Genomic DNA, 19,123 nt, shown 5'->3' with positions numbered 1-19,123 from the left:
GATGCCGGTCCTTTCAAGCATAAAACGTAAAATCACTATGACATGGGGAAAAATGACTGTCTAGTGTTTTAAAAATTAATTTTGATGGGTAAAAGTTGGCCTGGATATTGCTTAAATCCGTATTAAGTGCGCTCACTAAGTGGTGTCGAGCCCATGGCTCGACGTTTCTAGAGAAGTGCAAAAACCTGCCATTGCGAAAGGTCAAGCGATGGCCTGACCTCCCTTTAAAAAGAGCCTAAACTAAACTACGTAAAACCTGTTCTGCAGCTTCCTGGGTCTTCGCAATCTCTTGCTCTCCATGAGTAATAGACACAAATCCTGCCTCATACATTGAAGGTGCAAAATAAACGCCCTTTTCTAACATGGCATGGTAGAACTTCTTAAAGAGAACTTCATCCGAAGCAGCAACATCTGCATAATCAGAAATATACTTTTTTTCTGTAAAACAAAAACCAAACATACCGCCTAAAGACGCAGTAAACAATGGAACTTTTGCTGCCTCTGCAGCAGTGGCCAATGCTTGGCTTAAATGCTGGGTAGTACGACTTAATGCATCAAAAAAACCAGGCTTTTCAATTTCACTCAGAGTCGCCAAACCGGCTGCCATCGCTAAAGGATTACCTGAAAGAGTTCCTGCTTGATATACAGGTCCTTCTGGTGCTAAATAAGCCATAATATCTGCTCGCCCACCTAAAGCCCCCACCGGCATACCCCCACCAATTACTTTACCTAAAGTAGTAATATCGGGTCTAATACCAAAAACACCTTGAGCACCATGTAATCCCACTCTGAAGCCAGTCATTACTTCATCAAAAATGAGTAAGGCATTGTATTGATCACATAATTCGCGTAAGCCCTGCAGAAAATCAGGCTTTGGTAAAACAAATCCCATATTTCCCGCAACAGGCTCTAAAATAATGGCTGCAATGTCATTTGGATACTTTGCAAATAAAGCCGCTGTCTGTTCTAAATTATTAAAATCAGCCGTTAAGGTGTGCTCTGTAACACTTTGAGGAATACCTGGTGTGGCCGGAATACCTAAAGTTAACAGACCTGAACCTGCTTTAACTAATAAGCTGTCGCTATGCCCATGGTAACAACCATTGAACTTAATAAATTTATTCTTACCCGTAACCCCTCGAGCAAGTCTGATTGCCGTCATAGTTGCTTCAGTACCTGAATTCACCATGCGTACTTTTTCAATGGAAGGAATTAAAGAAATAATTTTTTCTGCTAATTGCACCTCAAGTGCCGTAGGCGCACCAAAACTCATCCCACTATGCAGCACTTCCGTTACTGCATCAATTACTGCGGGATGGCAATGTCCTAAAATGAGCGGCCCCCATGACCCGACATAATCAATATATTCTTTATTATCTTCATCAATTAGATAAGCACCTTTCCCTTGCTTAAAGAAAATTGGATCGCCACCTACCCCCTTAAATGCACGTACCGGTGAGTTAACGCCTCCAGGAATAACTGTCTGGGCTTGATGGAATAGATCAGATGAACGGGTCATAAATGCCTCCATAATTTTTGCCGGTATACTACAATACAAATATTGAATTTGGCAAAAAATCTTGACTGGCGCATGCCTTTCAAAAAGCTAAAGTGAGTACGTATTCTTTATTTATGTTTCCTAAAAAATTACCACAAATAAAAGAGATGATATTTAAAAATCCTCATATTGACCACAATTTGAACTCTAAAGAGTTACGTGAAAGCAAAAAATCACGTATACTGACCGCATTTAATGCACACAACTTAATTAAAGAGCGGGAAGCATGTATTCAGAAACTTATGCCAATTTAAAAAGAAAATATAATTTCGATAATTTTGAAGTAATTGCTGAAGCAATCGAAAACCATTTTAGTGATTTGTTTAAACTGGCGGTATTAAATGATGATGAAAACATCACAGATACTGCTAACAGTTACCTGCGCCTCTTTGATCAATGTATGAGCCAATTAAATGACTTATTTACCCCTGAAGAAGTTATTAAAAAACTTTACGAAATCCTACAAACACCAGCAATTCTTGATCGATTTAAAGAAGAGTTTATTTTTGTTCCCTCTCTTGGACTTCAGCCATCAAAACAACTCGGCTTCTTAGAAAAAACTGCGGTTAATGATTTTAAAATAGCCGAACCACTCTCCTATATTGACATGGTTCGTTTAGTTAACGGAATAAACGAACTACAAGCTTTTAATAAATCCAAAGTGCAAGTAGTGCAATTAAATCATTTAATTGTTCCTGGTGTTGCAGATAAAGAGAAGCTTAAAGCAAATAATGCGCTGGTTATTAATTTAAACCGGGATTTAAAAAGCATACCGAAATGGGGAGTAATCCACTTACCTAAAAATGGTAGTGAACCTGAAATTTATTGTGAAACTGCGCTAACAGAACGTGAAAAAGCAGATGTGCAAGATCTATTAGGGATGAATTTAAAAGAAACCCAATTTAAAGGAGCGACAGCAAACAGCCTTCCATCAACTGGATATATGGCAATTTCCTGGCTCGATAATAACATTACACATGCTTGGAACTTCGATACTAACTCTGATTTCAATAATTTATTTAAAGAGTTAGTTTTGACCTATTTCGGCGGTGATAACCCAGGGATGACCTATAGAATACAGCAAAAGGAAAAAACAACGTATTGTACCCAAGATTTCCAACACCTATTAAGAATTTCCGCAAAAGCATCAACTGAGAAAAATGACTTCCAAGGAGGTTGTCCTCTAGTATACATTGCGCAAACAGCGAGCTTGGGCGAGGTCAATGGCGAAAAATTCCGGCAAGGTGACATTTGTAAAGTAATTCAAGTAATGCGAGCAAACGACTGGCATATCGAGAACCTGCGTTCTTATAACAATAAAGCTCAGCGTACTTTACCAGTTGGGTTTGCTGCGACTTTATCGGCACATCCTGCTTTAGTAAAATCTGATAGTAAATCCATCACCTTAACTGTTCCTGATAATCTGAGTATTTCTAGCTTACGTGATACTCATATCACCGAGTGCTATAAAACACATACAAATAGCGAATGGTTTAATGCTCTCTGGATAAACCTTGGAGATTCGAGAGGAAATGCTTATCTCCCCAATGCGCAGAGAGAATTCTATGCAACGATGATCGTTTTAGCCCTAATCCGTTCCAAGGCAAAAAAACGCGTCATATCCATTAATCTCCCATCAGCCTATCAGCTGAATAATGAAGAACAACAATTTGTTATTAACTCGTTGTTGGATAACCCCTACGTTACCGAATTCCAAATTAATAAAGATATTTATCAAGATAACAACTCTTTGGAAAACATTAAAAAAGCCTTGTTACCCACCTTTGCACGCAACCGATGGCTGGCAGCGAATGACTATCGTCCTCCTTTAGTCGATAATTACTGGCGTCAAGCTGCACGCTACTGGCTAGTTCATTTAACCCAAGCAACTGATTTGTTGGCTCCTAAAAATGAACATGAGCTATTCAAAAATTGCATCATGGAAATGGGGAAACAAGGGCTTGATTCAGTTTTAGAATTATTAAACGATGAGATCGAACGCGAATATTTTGAAAACCTTTACGGGAAAAATAGACCAGCCTTCTATGCAGCCTGTTTACCTCATGAGTATGAAGTCTATTTAAGTACCCTCTTAAGCCATTTAAACAAAGAGGCTTATTTCCCCTTTGAGGAACTAGGCATTGCCTACCAACCAAAGAATGATAATAAATTAGTCGCAATTATAGACGAGTTGAACAAACTCAAGCAATTTGAATGCATTACTTTCGCTGAATGTATGAAGCATCCAGCTGATTGCAAAAAATTTCTCCAAAAATTGATTGATGGGGCGCGCCAAAATCAATGGACCGGATTAATTGCCATTCCTGAGTTAGATGATAAATCCAATACTCATGAAGCGGTTCGTGAATTACGCGTCATGTATTCGTTCTTGAATGACGTTATTTTAAAAAATCGTCATCAAAAGGCCGCTGATGAAATCCTTCAACACATTGAAGAAGTTAGTAATTTTGCAATGCCGACTGAAAAACCTATCGAAAAGACAATCCCAAAAGATGCTAAAAAAGACCCCATAGAGATAGATTTAGGACATCTTATTGACCGCACCTTAGGAAATCTCGACTCAAACAATCAGTGGCCGTTGAAAAAAGGAGGCGTGGTTCAATTGCAATTGCAGCAACAGCAACAAATTGAACAAAGTCGCCAAATGCAACAAGAGCAGCAAAAAGTAGTGGTCAACATGTTGGAGCAAGCTATGGTCGGTGAATTGGTCGACTATTCCAATGTTCATCGCCTCTTAAACCAATATTGGCTGCATTTTGCGAAAGAGAACCCGACCAAGCCCAATGCTGCTATTTTAAAAACTAATACAGAAAATTTACTGCAGGGATTTTTTCATACATGGATTAGTGCCAATCCAGAAGCTGATGCTCATCATGTCATTAAAAAAATGACGCTGGAGGCCGCTCAAGCCTTAATACGTAAACACAGCCGTTTGACCTCAGGTTTAAGTCCAGACAACCTCCCCAAGGGCTTTTACACCCAACGCTCCAAAGATGGCCATTTAATTTTATGTTATAGCCCAGAATTATCTTATGTAACCACACCTAATCCCCTAACCCTTGATTTAACGGTAAGTATTCCACAAGCCGAGCCGTGGGAAGGAGATTTCCGACAATTTAACCTGGATAAATATACCGCTAAGATGTCGAAAGACTTCGATGAAGAAGATTGGAACAATATTATATTGTTTGCTCACATGCAGCCCCGCAAACTTGACTACAGCGAAGACTACAATGAGTTCCTTAAAAATAATGGAATAATTAGTAGCCTACTCAAAGCTAATAAAGAGAAAATGCTCTGCCATTGGCCTGTCTTTTTACAAACGTGGCAATATGCGGGGGTTGACGGAATAAAACAATTCATAGCCCAAGATGAATCGCTAATGAATCCGTCAGTGCACGGATTAAAAGACCTCTTGCTGCAGCAAATCAATTCACAGGACTTAGCGCTGTGGGCATCTAAACTTAATATGGATCACCAGTACCTCCAAGCCTTGGGACAAATTTATTATAGATTTGGAGCTCGAGGCCTGACTACGTTCTTAAGTAAATTACGCCAACTCGAAGCAACCTTAGGAAGTGACTTCTTCGAACACTTTAACCAAAATCTAATAGGGAAAAGTGCCAACTTCAATTGCTTCATCACAGAGAGTTTCTTTCTCACCCTAGATGATATGATGACTCGACTCAAATCGCGGGAAGCACAAGGCACCCTGCAAGCATGGAGCAAAATCCTTGAGCTCCACATGCAAAGCCTGGATTGGGAGAGAGTTCAAGCATTATGGCGTGGATTTAGTTATTTTGTTTCTGAAATTGAGCAAATGGGACTAACGCTTGATGGTGACGAATTTAATGAGCTACTACCTGAAAACATGCTCGTGTGTCTTGAGCGCATTCTTCACAGCTTAAATCAAACTCCTGATTACGAGATGCAAAAAAAGTTTTTAACCAATCTCAAGTGCTTTGATTTAACCTACGGAGGGGTTCACTATGCCTTGCAACATGAAGGATTCAAGTATTTTGAAAACGAATTACATTTAAGTGAGTTCAAATCAGGATCGCCAACCTATGCCCCCGATTTCACCTCTCTATATGTATGGCGAGGTGACGAGGCCACCTTGCGAATGAAGCGTACCCTGGCCTCCAAAGCACAATTTAGCCAACAATCCTATAACTTGTTAGTGGCTAAATTAGGCAATGATGCCCTGGAATCACGTGATCAACTGTTATGGTTATTACATACCCAATACAACTCCATTGATATGGAGGCCACTCTTAATAAATTAGACAGCGCGGATGCCAGATTCCAAAAGCTAATTGCCCGCCATTTGTTTGATGCCATCTATATTCGTGGCAATAAACACCTGAGCATCAGCCTTGACGCGATGGCAGCCTTAGAGGCAATGGCATCAAGCATCAACCTTCCAGCTCTGCTCAGTAAATACCCTGACGGTACCGTATTAGAATCCTTAAGCATACTCCATCAGACACAACGTTGGAGCGAGGCGGAGGTAAGCAAGGTTGCAAGTTTATTGAATGCGCAACCCCAAAAGGCCCTGAGTTATCCAGAATCTCTACTGCGAGAAAGCTACAAACTGGCTACCTTATTTGGAGTGACTGATGTTGGGCTATTAAATCAATTTTATCAAGTGACTGAAGACTTACGCCCCATCGTTCGTAAGGAATTAAGGCTTTTAATCAGCCAAGTGCTCTCCATTGACTATGCCATCAGTAATTTAGATGCCCTAACCAATGAAGCCCATTGGAAGGGTATTATTCAGTGTATTGAGCTGATGAAAGACAACATGGCTCATACCAGTGAATACCGTATCGCCCTTATTGAACAATTCAATATCCAAGGGTTGCACTTTAAGTACTCAAAAAGCGGGGACTTCCGTGCGTTGACCGACAGCCCAGGAGATCGTCCAGAGGGGTTGGGCTTCTTTGTCGATCACGAAGACCGCATTTGGCAATTTATGCAAAAACACATCCTGGTGCCAACTGATAGCCATGCCAAAGAGGAATTAAAACCCATCGTACGTTTTTTGAAAAAATTACAATTAAACCGCACCTACCTCAATGAAATTGAGCCTCTTCTCTCGTCCTTAGAAAAAATGCCTGAAGGCCATTTTTGGAGTGCAACTTATTTCCATCAACTATTACGCGCACTTCAACCTGAAAACGATCAAGCGCTCTTCCCCATATCTTTACTGAAAGTTATGTTACAGGAAGAAACTATTGCACCGAAAAAAATCAATAATGTCGACAAAAACTTCCCTGTTGACTTGAAAGAGCCCCTGCAAGCCATATTAAAAAATACGGTATTTGACCGCCACCAACAAGAAATCTTATGTCAAATAGCTCTACGTGAATACAATTGGCAAGGCAACGTGGTTTTATTGGGTCAAATTATGGCCATTTTATCTATGGAAGGTTATGCCGAAAGTAGGACGTATGCCTTGGAAATCTTAGCTAAAAGCAAAAATACTCCACAATTGGAAATCCGCTTTGAAAATTGCCGTTGGCTATTGCAACACCCTCCTGCATTAGAAATTAATGCTCAATGGACTCAAACCACCGCTTTATGGTTAAAAGCCCTGAGTTTGCGGAAACAAGAAGAAGATTTATTCAATAAAATCAAAGCTCGATTTGTACATGACTCCAATACCCTATCCTTAATCTTGCACGTGGTGGCCTTCAGTACACTGCGCCCCGGATTACAAGATAGCGAAAGCTATCAGCATAACCTGAATAAGAAGGCGACCAAATTGGTGGACCGTTTGGCAACCATGGAGTATGCTGATTTAGTGCATTTGGCTAAGGCTTACCCTAACCAGCCGTCCCCTACCACCGCAGATATCCTTCACTTGCTGAAAAAGCAAGAAAGAGAGCAAATTAGTTGGTCGGCAAGCTATGAAACTTTTGCCCGCCACCCATTCACCGAGCCTCGTATGGATTATGGCGTAATCTCCGCCACTCGTGATGCGGACTTGCAGCGCATGATTGCAGAAACAAAAATTAGTGGTAAACAAGCACACAAAGGGTTAAGTGCGGAAACCAGCACAAGACTCACTCTAATTTTCAGTTACTTAAAACAATTGGAACGTGGTGAGCAATACATTAAAGACAGTAACATTGCCCTTGCACAGATGAGCCAGAAGGAATTAGCAGATGCCTTCCATCAATTATCCAAGACTAAACCTCAAGATGATTTAATTCGAGCGCAAATCTGGGCAGTACTTTTTGAGGTATTAGGACGAACCACCCGAAAATACCCCCATTTAGCTCAACAATTTGCCTTAATTGCCAATGATATTGGACTACAAGCCCAAACCAGAGTATTGCAACTGGCTACAGGGGAAGGAAAAAGCCATTTCGTTGCATTACGAGCAGCACGCAACGCGGGGCTTGGCAAAATCGTCGATGTTTGTACGGCCAAACGCACCTTGGCAGAACGCGACTTGGAAGATTACCAAAGCTTGTTTGATTATTTAGACATCAAAACCGCTTATATTCATCCAAAGTCATCCCGAGAAGACTACCTGGACGCACAGATTCACTACTCCACGTTAGGAGACTTGTCTCTCTTTTTAGATGAGCAAAGCTACTCTGGGCAATCTATATCCATCGCGCCACGCGACCGGGTCGCCCTCTTTGATGAATTTGATTTTATTCGTTTTGAAGAAGGCCGTAAGACAGAATTCAACTATGCCCGACCCACCGGAAAAACGCCCAAACAAATGACGTGGTTCTATCAAGCCGTTAATGCGTTTTACCTTCAAAACAAAGAAACATTAATCAAAGATCGCGTGATTAACATAGCCAAGTTACACGCCTTTGCTAAAGCATTGCAACATGATGCAGGGGAAATTGAAGAGCGCCAACTATTCATCACCAACATGATGCGCGACCCATTGCAATTGGTGCAATGGTTGCAATCGGCTCATGAAGCCTTCAGCCTGGAATGGGGGGTTGGCTTTACGGTGCGGGAAGAAAATATTGAGGTCGGTGATGAATCCTATCCCATGCGCGAAATCATCCCACTCTCAACCGACAACCAAAAAATGGTGGGATCCACCTTCAGTGCAGGGGTGCATCAATTGTTGGCCGTACGCTTAAATACGGAGGCGCGTACACAAGGAGAGCCACAAAACTTCCATATTCATCCCGAAAGCCACATCATCAGCTCTCAAGTAGCCGCTCAACGCATGCGGGAACTTTGGGGAAGTTGGGAAGGTTTTTCAGGAACTATTTCTGCCGCGCAAGCTGCAGCCTTAAACCATGAGCAAGGGACGGAAGTATTGCACGTACCCACCAACCAACGTGATTTACGCTTCTGGCATAAACCTAACTTCTATAACCGAAATGAAGCACGCATGGAATCCTTGGTCTCTCAAATCAAAACCTGTATTGAGAAGAAGCAATCGATGCTCTTTTCCTGTAAGAATGATCGACAAGTTCAGGAGTTGAACGAAGTCTTGAAGAAGCATTTTAGTGCAGAGGAATTGGCGCAACACTTTGTATTTTATACTAATGAGGAGCACCGTACAGCAGCTGAGGTTTTAATAGACAAAACCAGCAAAGAAAACTGGCATGGGGGTAAAAAACAACATGCCGTGGGCTTAGTCGCTTCCGGCTTTGGCCGTGGGGATAATGTTGGCGTGGAAGTTGTCTTCTTGTTTGATGTGAATGATACCAACGATAAACTACAAAAAGGTGGACGAACCGCGCGAAACGGTGCTGAGGGTGAGGTCTTCCAATACTATTTATCCAATGAATTAGTAGATGAAGAACAACGTTTATGGGAGGTAGTGAAGGCTCTACTACAATCAGATGAAAAGGTGAGAAAACTAAAAACCCTATTGGACGAGGTCAAACAGCTCGTGAATAGTCACGAGGAACAATGTTTTGAGCGCGTTATGCTCTTGCGTGAATATGTCTTTAGCTTACAAAACGCAGCCAACGAAGGGTATCATAATGCCATTGCACAATATTGTTCGTGGGGAATGAAAATCTTAGGTTCTATTGAGGATCCAAGCTTACGTCAAACCCTAACGTCCCAATTTAGCCTACACCTAAGACGATTAGATAAATCATGGATTGATATTTCAAGTCAGGAAAATATTAGTGTTGATGAAAAAATCGATGGGGTTGAAGATGAAATACAGAACATTTCACAGCTATTTATTCAATCGTGCAGAGATGAACAACTCGAAATCGAGCAGTTTATTTTAGAGCAGCATCAGCCAACTAATATTCAGATGGTAGTCCCAACAAAAGCAAGCAAACCCACAAACGAAGATCGGGCGATTGCAACTATTTGTAGTGTACTATCTCAATTACCAGGATTAACACTTGCTGGTAAAAATATAGGTAATGTTTCTCAATATGTAGGAGCTCTAGCCACCAATTCAAAACGACTCAAACAATTTGCCGCGGAAATTTCTTCATGCAAATCACTGTCTGTGTTTCTTCATAAGTTAGAGTTAGCCACTCAACAGGTTATAGAGCCCTCGGCAGCGTGGGAAGAACTCGAAAAAACAGCAGCACCAGAACTAAAACCCAAAAACTTATTCAAGGATGTTTCTGATGCAACCCGTCTACGCTGCGAACGAGCATTAAATGCGTTAATCCCGACATTAAAACAGCAAATACTCGAACTAATAGCTTCATCTAATCTTCTGTCTACTACTGGGCGACTTGAACAAGCGTTACCGCTGATGGAATATTTAGGTAAATTCTCCATTAGACAGCAACAGGAATGGGGAGCTGACTACATTGCCCAAATGCACCTACTCCCCCGAATATTAAATCAGGACTTATTTTCTTTGTTTTTGAGTACGGCTCACCCCATGAGTAGCGCTCACTTTGTTACATTTGGGAAAATTATCCATGTAATTAAAGAGAAAAATAAAGGGCTAGATTTAGAAGAATATGGCTCCCTTTATAATATGTTTATCGATGCAACGGCTGCAGAACCGGAGCAACGCGTTCGTATGCTAACCAAGTGGGAAACCTGGTCTAAATACGCTCCTGATAACCAGGTTAAAAACTTTTTAACAGATTTCTGTAATGCAATGACCCATTTTAAAGAAGGGGAAAACTGGGACATCTTCATTAACCTCGTGAAAAAAACTCAAGACTGGATTAATATAGGTGGTGAAGGACGTTATGCTCCCGAAGTCATACAGATGTGGCAAGGCCTATCGCGTCGCTCAAATGATTTATTACCAATAAATAAATTCTTGCAATGGGCGATAAAACTAGACGGACAATTGTGGTTTAAACTCATTAATGCATCAATGAGTTTATCTCCTGTAACAGCATTGAATACCCATTTTAACCAGCTTAAAACAATACTAGAAAATGAGTCATTAAAGAAGGAGCATAAAATAGGACAGTTTAATGATTATTGCAAAAAAATCTCCATTTTTTATCAAGCAATTTCTGGGCTAGATAAAACGGCTCAAGAAAACCTGACACTACAATTTGCGGCTTTAGAGCCAGAACAATTAAAATTGATGATTAAATTTATTGGCGAGTTGGGTGAACTTGCTCCGCAGCTACCACTAGCGATAGAAACGATGTTACGATACGTCGCTGATGACCGTATTGCACGTGAGTCCAAAACAGCGCTTTCAAATCTAATAGTTCAAATCAGTACGTCTCATGCAGCGAATCCGCATGCAAAGTACGAAGAGCTAATGATTGCGACTGAACGCTTCAAAAACTGCAGTGAACCCACATTACAGCTCTTATCAAATACATTAGATCGACTTCAAACTTATGAGCCTTTGTTTGATAACATCGCCTTTTATTTAGATAAACGAGTCTCTGCTGCCAGCAAAAACAGTGTCCTCGACGTAGTGAATTCATTTTATCAATCAGCTGCAACGGAAGGTGGTGATAGTCTCGCTATGTCATTGAGACCTGAAATCTCCCAGCTTTTTGATTTTAGTAATGGCGCTAAAAGGAATCAACGCCTGATATGGATGCATTTATTACAACAACAATCGTTTGTTAAAGAAAATGCTCATGCAGGACATCATGATTATACTTGGAATCATGAGCAGAATGAGCAATTACTCCAGAATGGGCTTAGTGAATATATTCAACACACTCAAGAAGTATTAGAGGAGCACAAGGCCAAGCACAATGTGCATGTAAAACGTGACCTAACAGTAAAACAACAACATGAGTTATTAAAATTGGCGGATGAGTTAAGCATCATCGGGAAACCTAAACTGCTTGTTCCCTACACGGCTGAAGAAAGCCATCGTAAGGCATCAGATTTGTCACATAATTTAAATAAACTAATAAGTACTTATCAAGGTTCTTGGTTCAAATCAAAAGAACGCTCAGAGCAAGTACAGGCATTAAATATTGAACTTGCGGGACTAACTGCAGATACTCCCCACTATTACGAAGTACTTCAAGCGATTAGTCGTGCTAAACGTGCCGCCATTCAAAACGATGAAGAACAAAATGAAACGCGTTGGTTTAAGATGAATAGCAGCGGCCAAAGTCGTTACTTTAATACCTTGAATCAAATGGAAGACCTGGTCTTACGTAAATGGTCATTGGATGCAAAAGAGGTGCACACCTTTAAACAATTTACGACCCATAACCATAATGAATTTATTGAATTAGTTCGATGTTTGCAAAATGCATCAGACAAATATTTTGATGAGCATTATCCTGCTCAAGATAACCCACATTTCCATGAAACACGGCATAAATTAGGTCGTTTCTTTGAAAATGTTAAAAACAAAGCTAATCTTGAAGCATTAAATACCGCACTAGCAAATTTCGATAACCAAATTGATTTAGGTAATTTTACAACAGACATGGTTAATGAGTTAATGGCTGAATTACGCACAAACGCATCAACTCTTCCTGGTCATTTAATAACCTTGGCAAATGAGGTTTTAATTCGAGGGGATGCATTGGCTTTAAATCTTGGTGAGCATACTAATGCCAAACAATTTAGAGAGGATATTCACATAAAAATACAGGTATAAATACATTCACGAGTAACCTGGGTAATTATTAAATTACTTAGGTTGCATATGAGCAAACCGCTGTACGAATGGGTTTTTTGTAGTTTCACTTTACATCTAAGCGTACAGCCGATAAATTATGCAGTTTTAAATGAGTATAAAAGACTATGCAAGAATATAAAAAATACATCTGTGTCATTTGTGGCTTCATCTATGACGAAGCCGAGGGTTGGCCTGAAGATGGCATTGAGCCAGGCACTCGTTGGGAAGATGTACCCGAAAACTGGTTTTGCCCTGATTGTGGTGCAGGTAAAGAAGACTTTGATATGGTGGAAATGGACTAAGGTTATTTCTACTCAATCACATGGAACCTGGTTGCTTGCAACCAGGAACCCTGAGCGCAGCGAATTCATTCCAGGCATTCTGCCGCAAAATAGCGAACAAATTCATTATTTCACCACAACCAATAAAACGATCCCAACCAATAACAATGTTGGTATTTCATTATAAATACGAAAGAAGCGCGAGCTTTGTTGATTTTTCCCCTCAACAAAAGCCTTTCGATAGTACCCACACAACAAATGGTACCCCCATAAAATGAGCACTAAAGTCAATTTAGTATGCATCCACCCTGCCTTCATATAATAGCTGGGGTTATAACTTAACAACCATAATCCAAGAACCGTTGTAATTATCGCAGCCGGCCAGGTAATTCCATAATACAAACGACGTTCCATAATTTTAAAGCGTTCATTACTGATTTCATCGTGGGTATCTGCATGGTAAACAAATAATCGCGGCAGGTAGAATAATCCAGCAAACCAAGCTACCATGGCAATAATATGAAAAGCTTTAAAGTACAACATAAATTAACGTCCTGAAGTTTTTTTGCCGCGTTTTCGCGAGCGTTTGATTAAATTCAACGATTCTACAGTTAGTGAGAATCCCATGGCAAAATAGAGATAACCTCGGGGAATATGGAAGGACAAGCCATCAGCAACCAGTACCATGCCAATTAAAATCAAATAACTTAGAGCCAACATCTTAATGGTTGGGTGTTTTTTTATAAAAGCACTTACCCATTCGCTGGCAAAAATCATAATTAAAATGGCGCAAGAAATAGCAAAAGCCATAACCCAAAACCGCGTAGTTAGCCCTACTGCCGTCAGTACGCTGTCTAAGGAGAAAATAATATCCATCAGCGCAACTTGAAAGATCACCATTTTAAAACTTACCTTGGCAACTGTTTTTTCATTTGTCTCTGATTCGTCAGGATCATCGGCTATTACATCCTGATGAATTTCATCCGTAGCTTTCCAAATTAAAAATGCTCCGCCAAGTATTAAAAATATATCTCGCATTGAAAAAGAAAGTTGACTGATCGTAATTAGAGGTTGAGTCAACCGAATCAAGTTAACCGCTAACCCCAGTAACATTAGGCGTGTTACCCAAGAAAAAGTAAGCCCCCAACGCCGTGCTTTTTTTCGCTGATGAACAGGTAATTTTTCCGTCAAAATGGAGAGGATGACCAGATTATCTATTCCTAAGACAACCTCTAAGATCACTAAGACAATTAAACTAGTAATAATATCTAAAAATTCCATCTATATCTCTGATTAATAAGTGGTTTAACCCATGATAGCAAACTTCGCACGATACCCTGCGAACATATTCTTTATAAGATACCATAAAAACAGCCGCCTTTATTATCTTTAAATAAGATAATAATAATTGCAATCAGGCTAACAAAAACAATATAATTAGACCTATTTTTGACCTTGGTGACACATGAGGGGACAGTTGTTATGTCAATACGCTATGATTTACTTTTTAAACTGCCCCAATATTTGTTGGGTTATCTTGTATATTATCCTGATATCCTTCCCTTTCAACATAATAAAGCACAATATTTTCAACATTGGAGCTCATTAGCAACAAGTAAATATATTTATACCAATGGCTATGTGATTGAGCCAACTAACTGGTTTATGTATGCATTTCAAAGTTTTAAAGGTTGGCTTGGTCTAGACAATCACTGTCAAAAAGAAAAAATTCAATTTAGTTTAGAGAAATTAGCATATTACGGATATTTGCAGGGTTATGACCAATCAGTTGCCAGGCAAATGAATCATTATTCATTACCAGCAGATTATTTAGATCTTGTTGATACAAATATTCAGCCTAAAAATCGAAAAACCACAAATATCATTCAACTCAGGCTCATACAGGACTACAATTCACTTGTAGCTCAGTTCAGTTCAGATTACCTCACCACAAGTTATGCATTCGGCCAAAAATTATATAAGTTGAATTTACCCGAAGAAATTCCATTACTTGATCCTCAAAATGAAGGTTTAATTGAGGGGACTATCGCTACTCTTGAGCCCGTACAAAAGCTCACTCTGAGTAGCTTAAAAAAACACTTAGCCGAACCCCAATACCTATATCCCAAACCCAGTCTTTATGCCAGAAAAATGGCAGAACACTATATCAAGGTAGCTAAGACCGAAAAAGGAAATTTCTTTTATGGAATAAATTTAATTAGCGCTGCAAAACCTAAAGCCCAACTACTCCTCGAGCAAGCACAACAGATTGACCCAGTTACTTATAATAAAGAATTAAATTTATATATTGAGCATCATTTGGAAAAGAAAGAATTTGATAAGGCATTTAATTTGATTAATCAACTTCCAGATTTAGATAGCGCACTTACATATTTACTTAAAAAATTCACAGAGCAACAACGCGAGGACTATGTTCTACAAGATACACCTTTGGCATTAAAACTAGCTCAATACATTCTTCAAGAAAATAGTAGCTTACACAATATTGAACTTGCCGCACATTATGACTCACTTTTGGCAGAGCATAATCCTGATAAAGCATTTGCTCTATTAGTACAAACTAATAGATATGATGAAGCATACACATTATTTGAAAAACATCACAAGAAAGTGCAATTTCCTTATAAACAAATAGACGCTTTAGCCCAACATTTTAATAACGTAGGTGAAGCCCTTTATGAACAAGGAGCAAATGAGCGTGCAAATAAACTATGGGACAAAGCAGAAAAAAATTATCTGAACAGTCTCTATGCCAAGAAAAAAGCCACCGCTTTATTACCCGAAGTATACACCGATGTTTATTACACTCACAAAAGACTTTACGCGCAACTGCTCATTGATTCGGATGCAGAAAATCCTAAAGGCCAATTGGAGGTGGTCAATAAAGCAATCCGCTTACTCAATGCCTGTTTCCCCGAAACAGACTTAGAAAAAGTGCGGCATCAAAAAATATTAGCTAAAGGTTTAATGAGCCAAGTAGCTTATTTGAGTGCAAAAATTAAGGTCGGGGTTACTTATGATTGTGATTTTGATGAACAAAGGAGACATCATCAGGAACATCAGGCTAATTTTGATCAAATTCGTTCATCCCTGCTTCGCGTTATTGAGTTATTAACACCTATGGATGATTCGGAGCAAAAACTAGGCCTTGCAAAAGCCCATTTTATTCTTGCCGATATTATTTTGTTTTTCAACTTAGGTGAAGAACATCGGACTCATTTTGAAAAAGCAGCCCAATTAGCCCCACAAAACCCTATCTATATATTTAAAGCCACTGATTTTTTATATGGGATTGAAGGAAGTGAAGAAAAATACGAGCAATATCGTGATGATGCAATTCAAAAACTCAAAGCAAAGGGTTATAAAGTAATGGATTTTTTCCATTGGGATACGGAACGCTGGAATAATAATAGCTTAGCAGCCAGTTATATTCCTGATATTCACATATTAAGTAAGGAGCGCACGCTCACCGAAGAGGAGGATAGTTCCGCGCAAATAGGGTTTAGATTATAGCCCCTTAATGATTGTTTGGCTTTCATTTTACCTTATTACCAGAGGATCCCGGAGTAGGACTAATTATAGGAGCATTTCCTTCTTTTGATAATTCGTTATATTGCCTGATAAAATCCCGTACCTTCCCACTACCCGGAGCGATGAAATAGGTATGCGGATTATCAGATATTCTAGGACTGGAAACGGTGGCTTCTTCTTTACTTTGATTATCCAGAAGATGCTGCTTATGCTCTGCAAATTGTGTTTTTAATTTAGTTAGTGTACTAAACTTAAGCACCTGTACCGTACTCATCAAATCATAACTTTTAAAAAATAGCTCTTCCCCATTGGCTACTATTTGTAATAGCAAATCAAGTTGCTTCATACTGCGTTTTTGTTTTTCATTCAGGTTAGGATTAGCTTGAGTAAAACTGTTAATAAAATCTCTTACCTCTTGTGTAAATTCAATTAAGGAGGCGGTTAAAAGCTCAAGTTCATTCACATCATCTTGAATCTCTACAAAATGCTCGCGTAAAGGAGTTAACATTCCAGGTTCCGCACCGTATTCGCTGATGCTTTTTCTAAAACTAGTAAAAGGCATCAGCTTATCGGCGACAGGATGTAATTTAGCAAAAGCAGTGACATCTTTTTCAAGCTGATCAATAGGTTTAGGTTTACTTGCATGAAACGATGATATAGATACTTTACGCGACTTACCGGATCTTGTTTCACTTTCTATAAATAATGGCGGTTTATTCAAATTTGCTAAAGTAAGCGATAAATCACAGGTTGTCTTTAGCGCTGCTCGGATATCTAAACAAAGCATAGTAGGATCAAGCTTTAGCCCCAAGGATCCTGGTGTATTTCCAGCTGCAGCCTCCTGCGCCTTCATACTATTAAAAAGAAGCACGAAAATATCTACAAAGTTTTTACGTGCGACACCTTGATCATCAAATTTAGGTAAAACTCCATAAATGGAGTAATAGTAGATCATTGCATTTTTATAAAGTTCTTCAACTCCTGTTCTATCCTTGCCACTTTTACAATTTGTAGAAACAATTCCCCCCATGGACTCAACTAAAATGCTGGTATAAGCTGCTTTAAAAGCAACGAAATTCCGCTCTCCACTCTGACCAGTAAAATTATCATTTCGCAGGTTAATAATCTCTTGCTGTGCAGCCTTTATCAAAATAAAACGAGCAGCTTGCTCTGTATTAAGCGTATTTTTACTTTGCTGTAGTTCAAGATAAGCAATGAATTGTTTCGCATAAGTAATAATAGAGTCCGTATGAGCCCAACGATTAAATTTTTTAGACAAGCCTCCAGATAACGCGTCCCCAAATCGTAAAAAATTCATGGGATCGTTACCCGTAACAATAGTCACATCAGGGAAAGTACCACTCAAACTGATCTCTTGAATTGCCCTTCGTTGTTCTCTTGTTAAACGCGTATCCGCCGTGGCCACCAATCTATCAATCATTGTATCGCTCAACAGCGATTGCACAAAAACTAAAGGACGAGGTCTTCCATTGGCGTCAAGCCCAGCCCATATTTGCTCAGAATCGAGGGTGACTTCTTGGCTTAAATATCCTAAAACCTGTTCTGCAGTTTGTTTTATATAAAAACCCCTATCTTTTTTAGTCACATGCAATTCATAAGGAACCATGGTGCCGGTTTTAAGACTGCGTGATAATAAAGTGTATTCTTTACCATCAAAGGTTACTAAAGAGTTCATACGAGCATTTTGTATACCCGGTATATGTGACATTGCAGAAGATTGGCTTAAACTTTCAAAATCCATCCAAGATTCTTCTAAGGTAGCGGGTACTTGTTTGAGTAACCAGGTTTGTTCCCAAGAAGAGAGCCCTCTAAACCATAAAGGTCGATTATCTTTCGGCAACACATGAATACTGACAAACTCTTTTTTTTGAGCTTCAGTAAGCTGATTACCAAGGTACTCATCTACTTGAAAAACAGAACGCTCAGAATCAATTTTTATCTCACTAATAAGAATCTGATCACGTTTATAATCAGCAACAAAATAGCGCTCTGCCGTACGAATATCACCAATAATTTGTTTGGGAGTACTATTCGTTTTCGCAGCAATGAGAGTAACTAGTTGGTTAATAAACGAATCCATATTGGTTTTGTCGGGAAAGAGCAGGCCACCAATATTTAACTGCTCGCCAAGCAGCTCAAGAATAGACTTTAATTGTCCTTCATTAGAGATTCCAAGAAATCTATCATCTATATTGGCAAACTCCAAGGCATTAAGTATGCCGGCAATGACACTGAGCTTACGCACGATAAGTGAGTTGTCTTCGAAGGTAGATAAGTATTTAGGCTCATTAACCGCCGCCCCGTTATAAGTTACATGAGTCACATCCTTGTGTTTTCCATCAAGTGCAAGTGGCTGCTTATTATGAGTATAAAGTGGTGATGGGTATTTTTTTTCCTCATACTCTTTCATTTTATTAGCGACGAAATCTAGATAAAAACGTGTTTCAGTCAGAGAACCGAGCCCTTTTTTCTGAGTATCAATAGACGCTACTGTTCGATTTTTAACTGCTTTAATAAGGTCTATTGCTGTTAATGGCATAAAATTTAGTTCCCGACGTCTTGGATATAAATTAAATAACTTGGTTAAATAATACAGATGTTTAATATAAATATATTAGCATATAAATGCGCACAAAGAGACCATGATGC

Annotated in this window: 7 protein-coding genes; 3 read left to right on the top strand and 4 right to left on the bottom strand. The window is 39.4% G+C overall.

The annotated features are described in order from the left end of the window. Positions 1–235 precede the first annotated feature (235 nt). Complete coding sequence (gene hemL / locus ACD661_RS02915) at positions 236–1,519, bottom strand: glutamate-1-semialdehyde 2,1-aminomutase (RefSeq protein WP_400186172.1); 1,284 nt, start codon at positions 1,517–1,519, stop codon at positions 236–238. Between the two features lie 265 nt (positions 1,520–1,784). Between hemL and ACD661_RS02910 the strand changes: the two genes are divergently transcribed. Together ACD661_RS02910 and ACD661_RS02905 are read left to right on the top strand one after the other, a co-directional pair. Beyond that, entirely contained in the window at positions 1,785–12,599 is a 10,815-nt protein-coding gene (locus tag ACD661_RS02910; RefSeq protein ID WP_400186171.1) for a hypothetical protein, read from the top strand. A gap of 146 nt (positions 12,600–12,745) precedes the next feature. Beyond that, positions 12,746–12,922 carry a rubredoxin gene (locus tag ACD661_RS02905; protein ID WP_058535029.1) on the top strand — a complete coding sequence of 59 codons (177 nt, stop codon included), beginning with the start codon at positions 12,746–12,748 and terminating at the stop codon, positions 12,920–12,922. Positions 12,923–13,027: 105 nt separating this feature from the next. On the opposite strand, the gene hemJ is transcribed toward ACD661_RS02905, so the two are convergent. Further along, positions 13,028–13,444, bottom strand: a complete 417-nt coding sequence (gene hemJ, locus ACD661_RS02900; RefSeq protein ID WP_400186169.1) for a protoporphyrinogen oxidase HemJ — start codon at positions 13,442–13,444, stop codon at positions 13,028–13,030. 3 nt (positions 13,445–13,447) lie between these two features. Next, positions 13,448–14,182 (bottom strand): TerC family protein, encoded by a 735-nt coding sequence (locus ACD661_RS02895; protein ID WP_400186167.1) that lies wholly within the window; start codon positions 14,180–14,182, stop codon positions 13,448–13,450. 201 nt (positions 14,183–14,383) lie between these two features. Here ACD661_RS02895 and ACD661_RS02890 point away from each other — a divergent pair, with 201 nt between their 5' ends. Further along, a complete protein-coding gene (locus ACD661_RS02890) occupies positions 14,384–16,435 on the top strand; it encodes a hypothetical protein (protein WP_400186166.1) in 2,052 nt (683 codons plus the stop codon). 22 nt (positions 16,436–16,457) lie between these two features. On the opposite strand, the gene ACD661_RS02885 is transcribed toward ACD661_RS02890, so the two are convergent. Continuing rightward, a complete protein-coding gene (locus ACD661_RS02885) occupies positions 16,458–19,013 on the bottom strand; it encodes a hypothetical protein (protein WP_400186164.1) in 2,556 nt (851 codons plus the stop codon). Between the last annotated feature and the right edge of the window lie 110 nt (positions 19,014–19,123).

This window comes from Legionella lytica, assembly GCF_044626755.1.
In the GTDB taxonomy this organism is placed as follows: domain Bacteria; phylum Pseudomonadota; class Gammaproteobacteria; order Legionellales; family Legionellaceae; genus Legionella; species Legionella lytica_A.
This window is presented reverse-complemented; position numbering and strand designations above follow the sequence as displayed.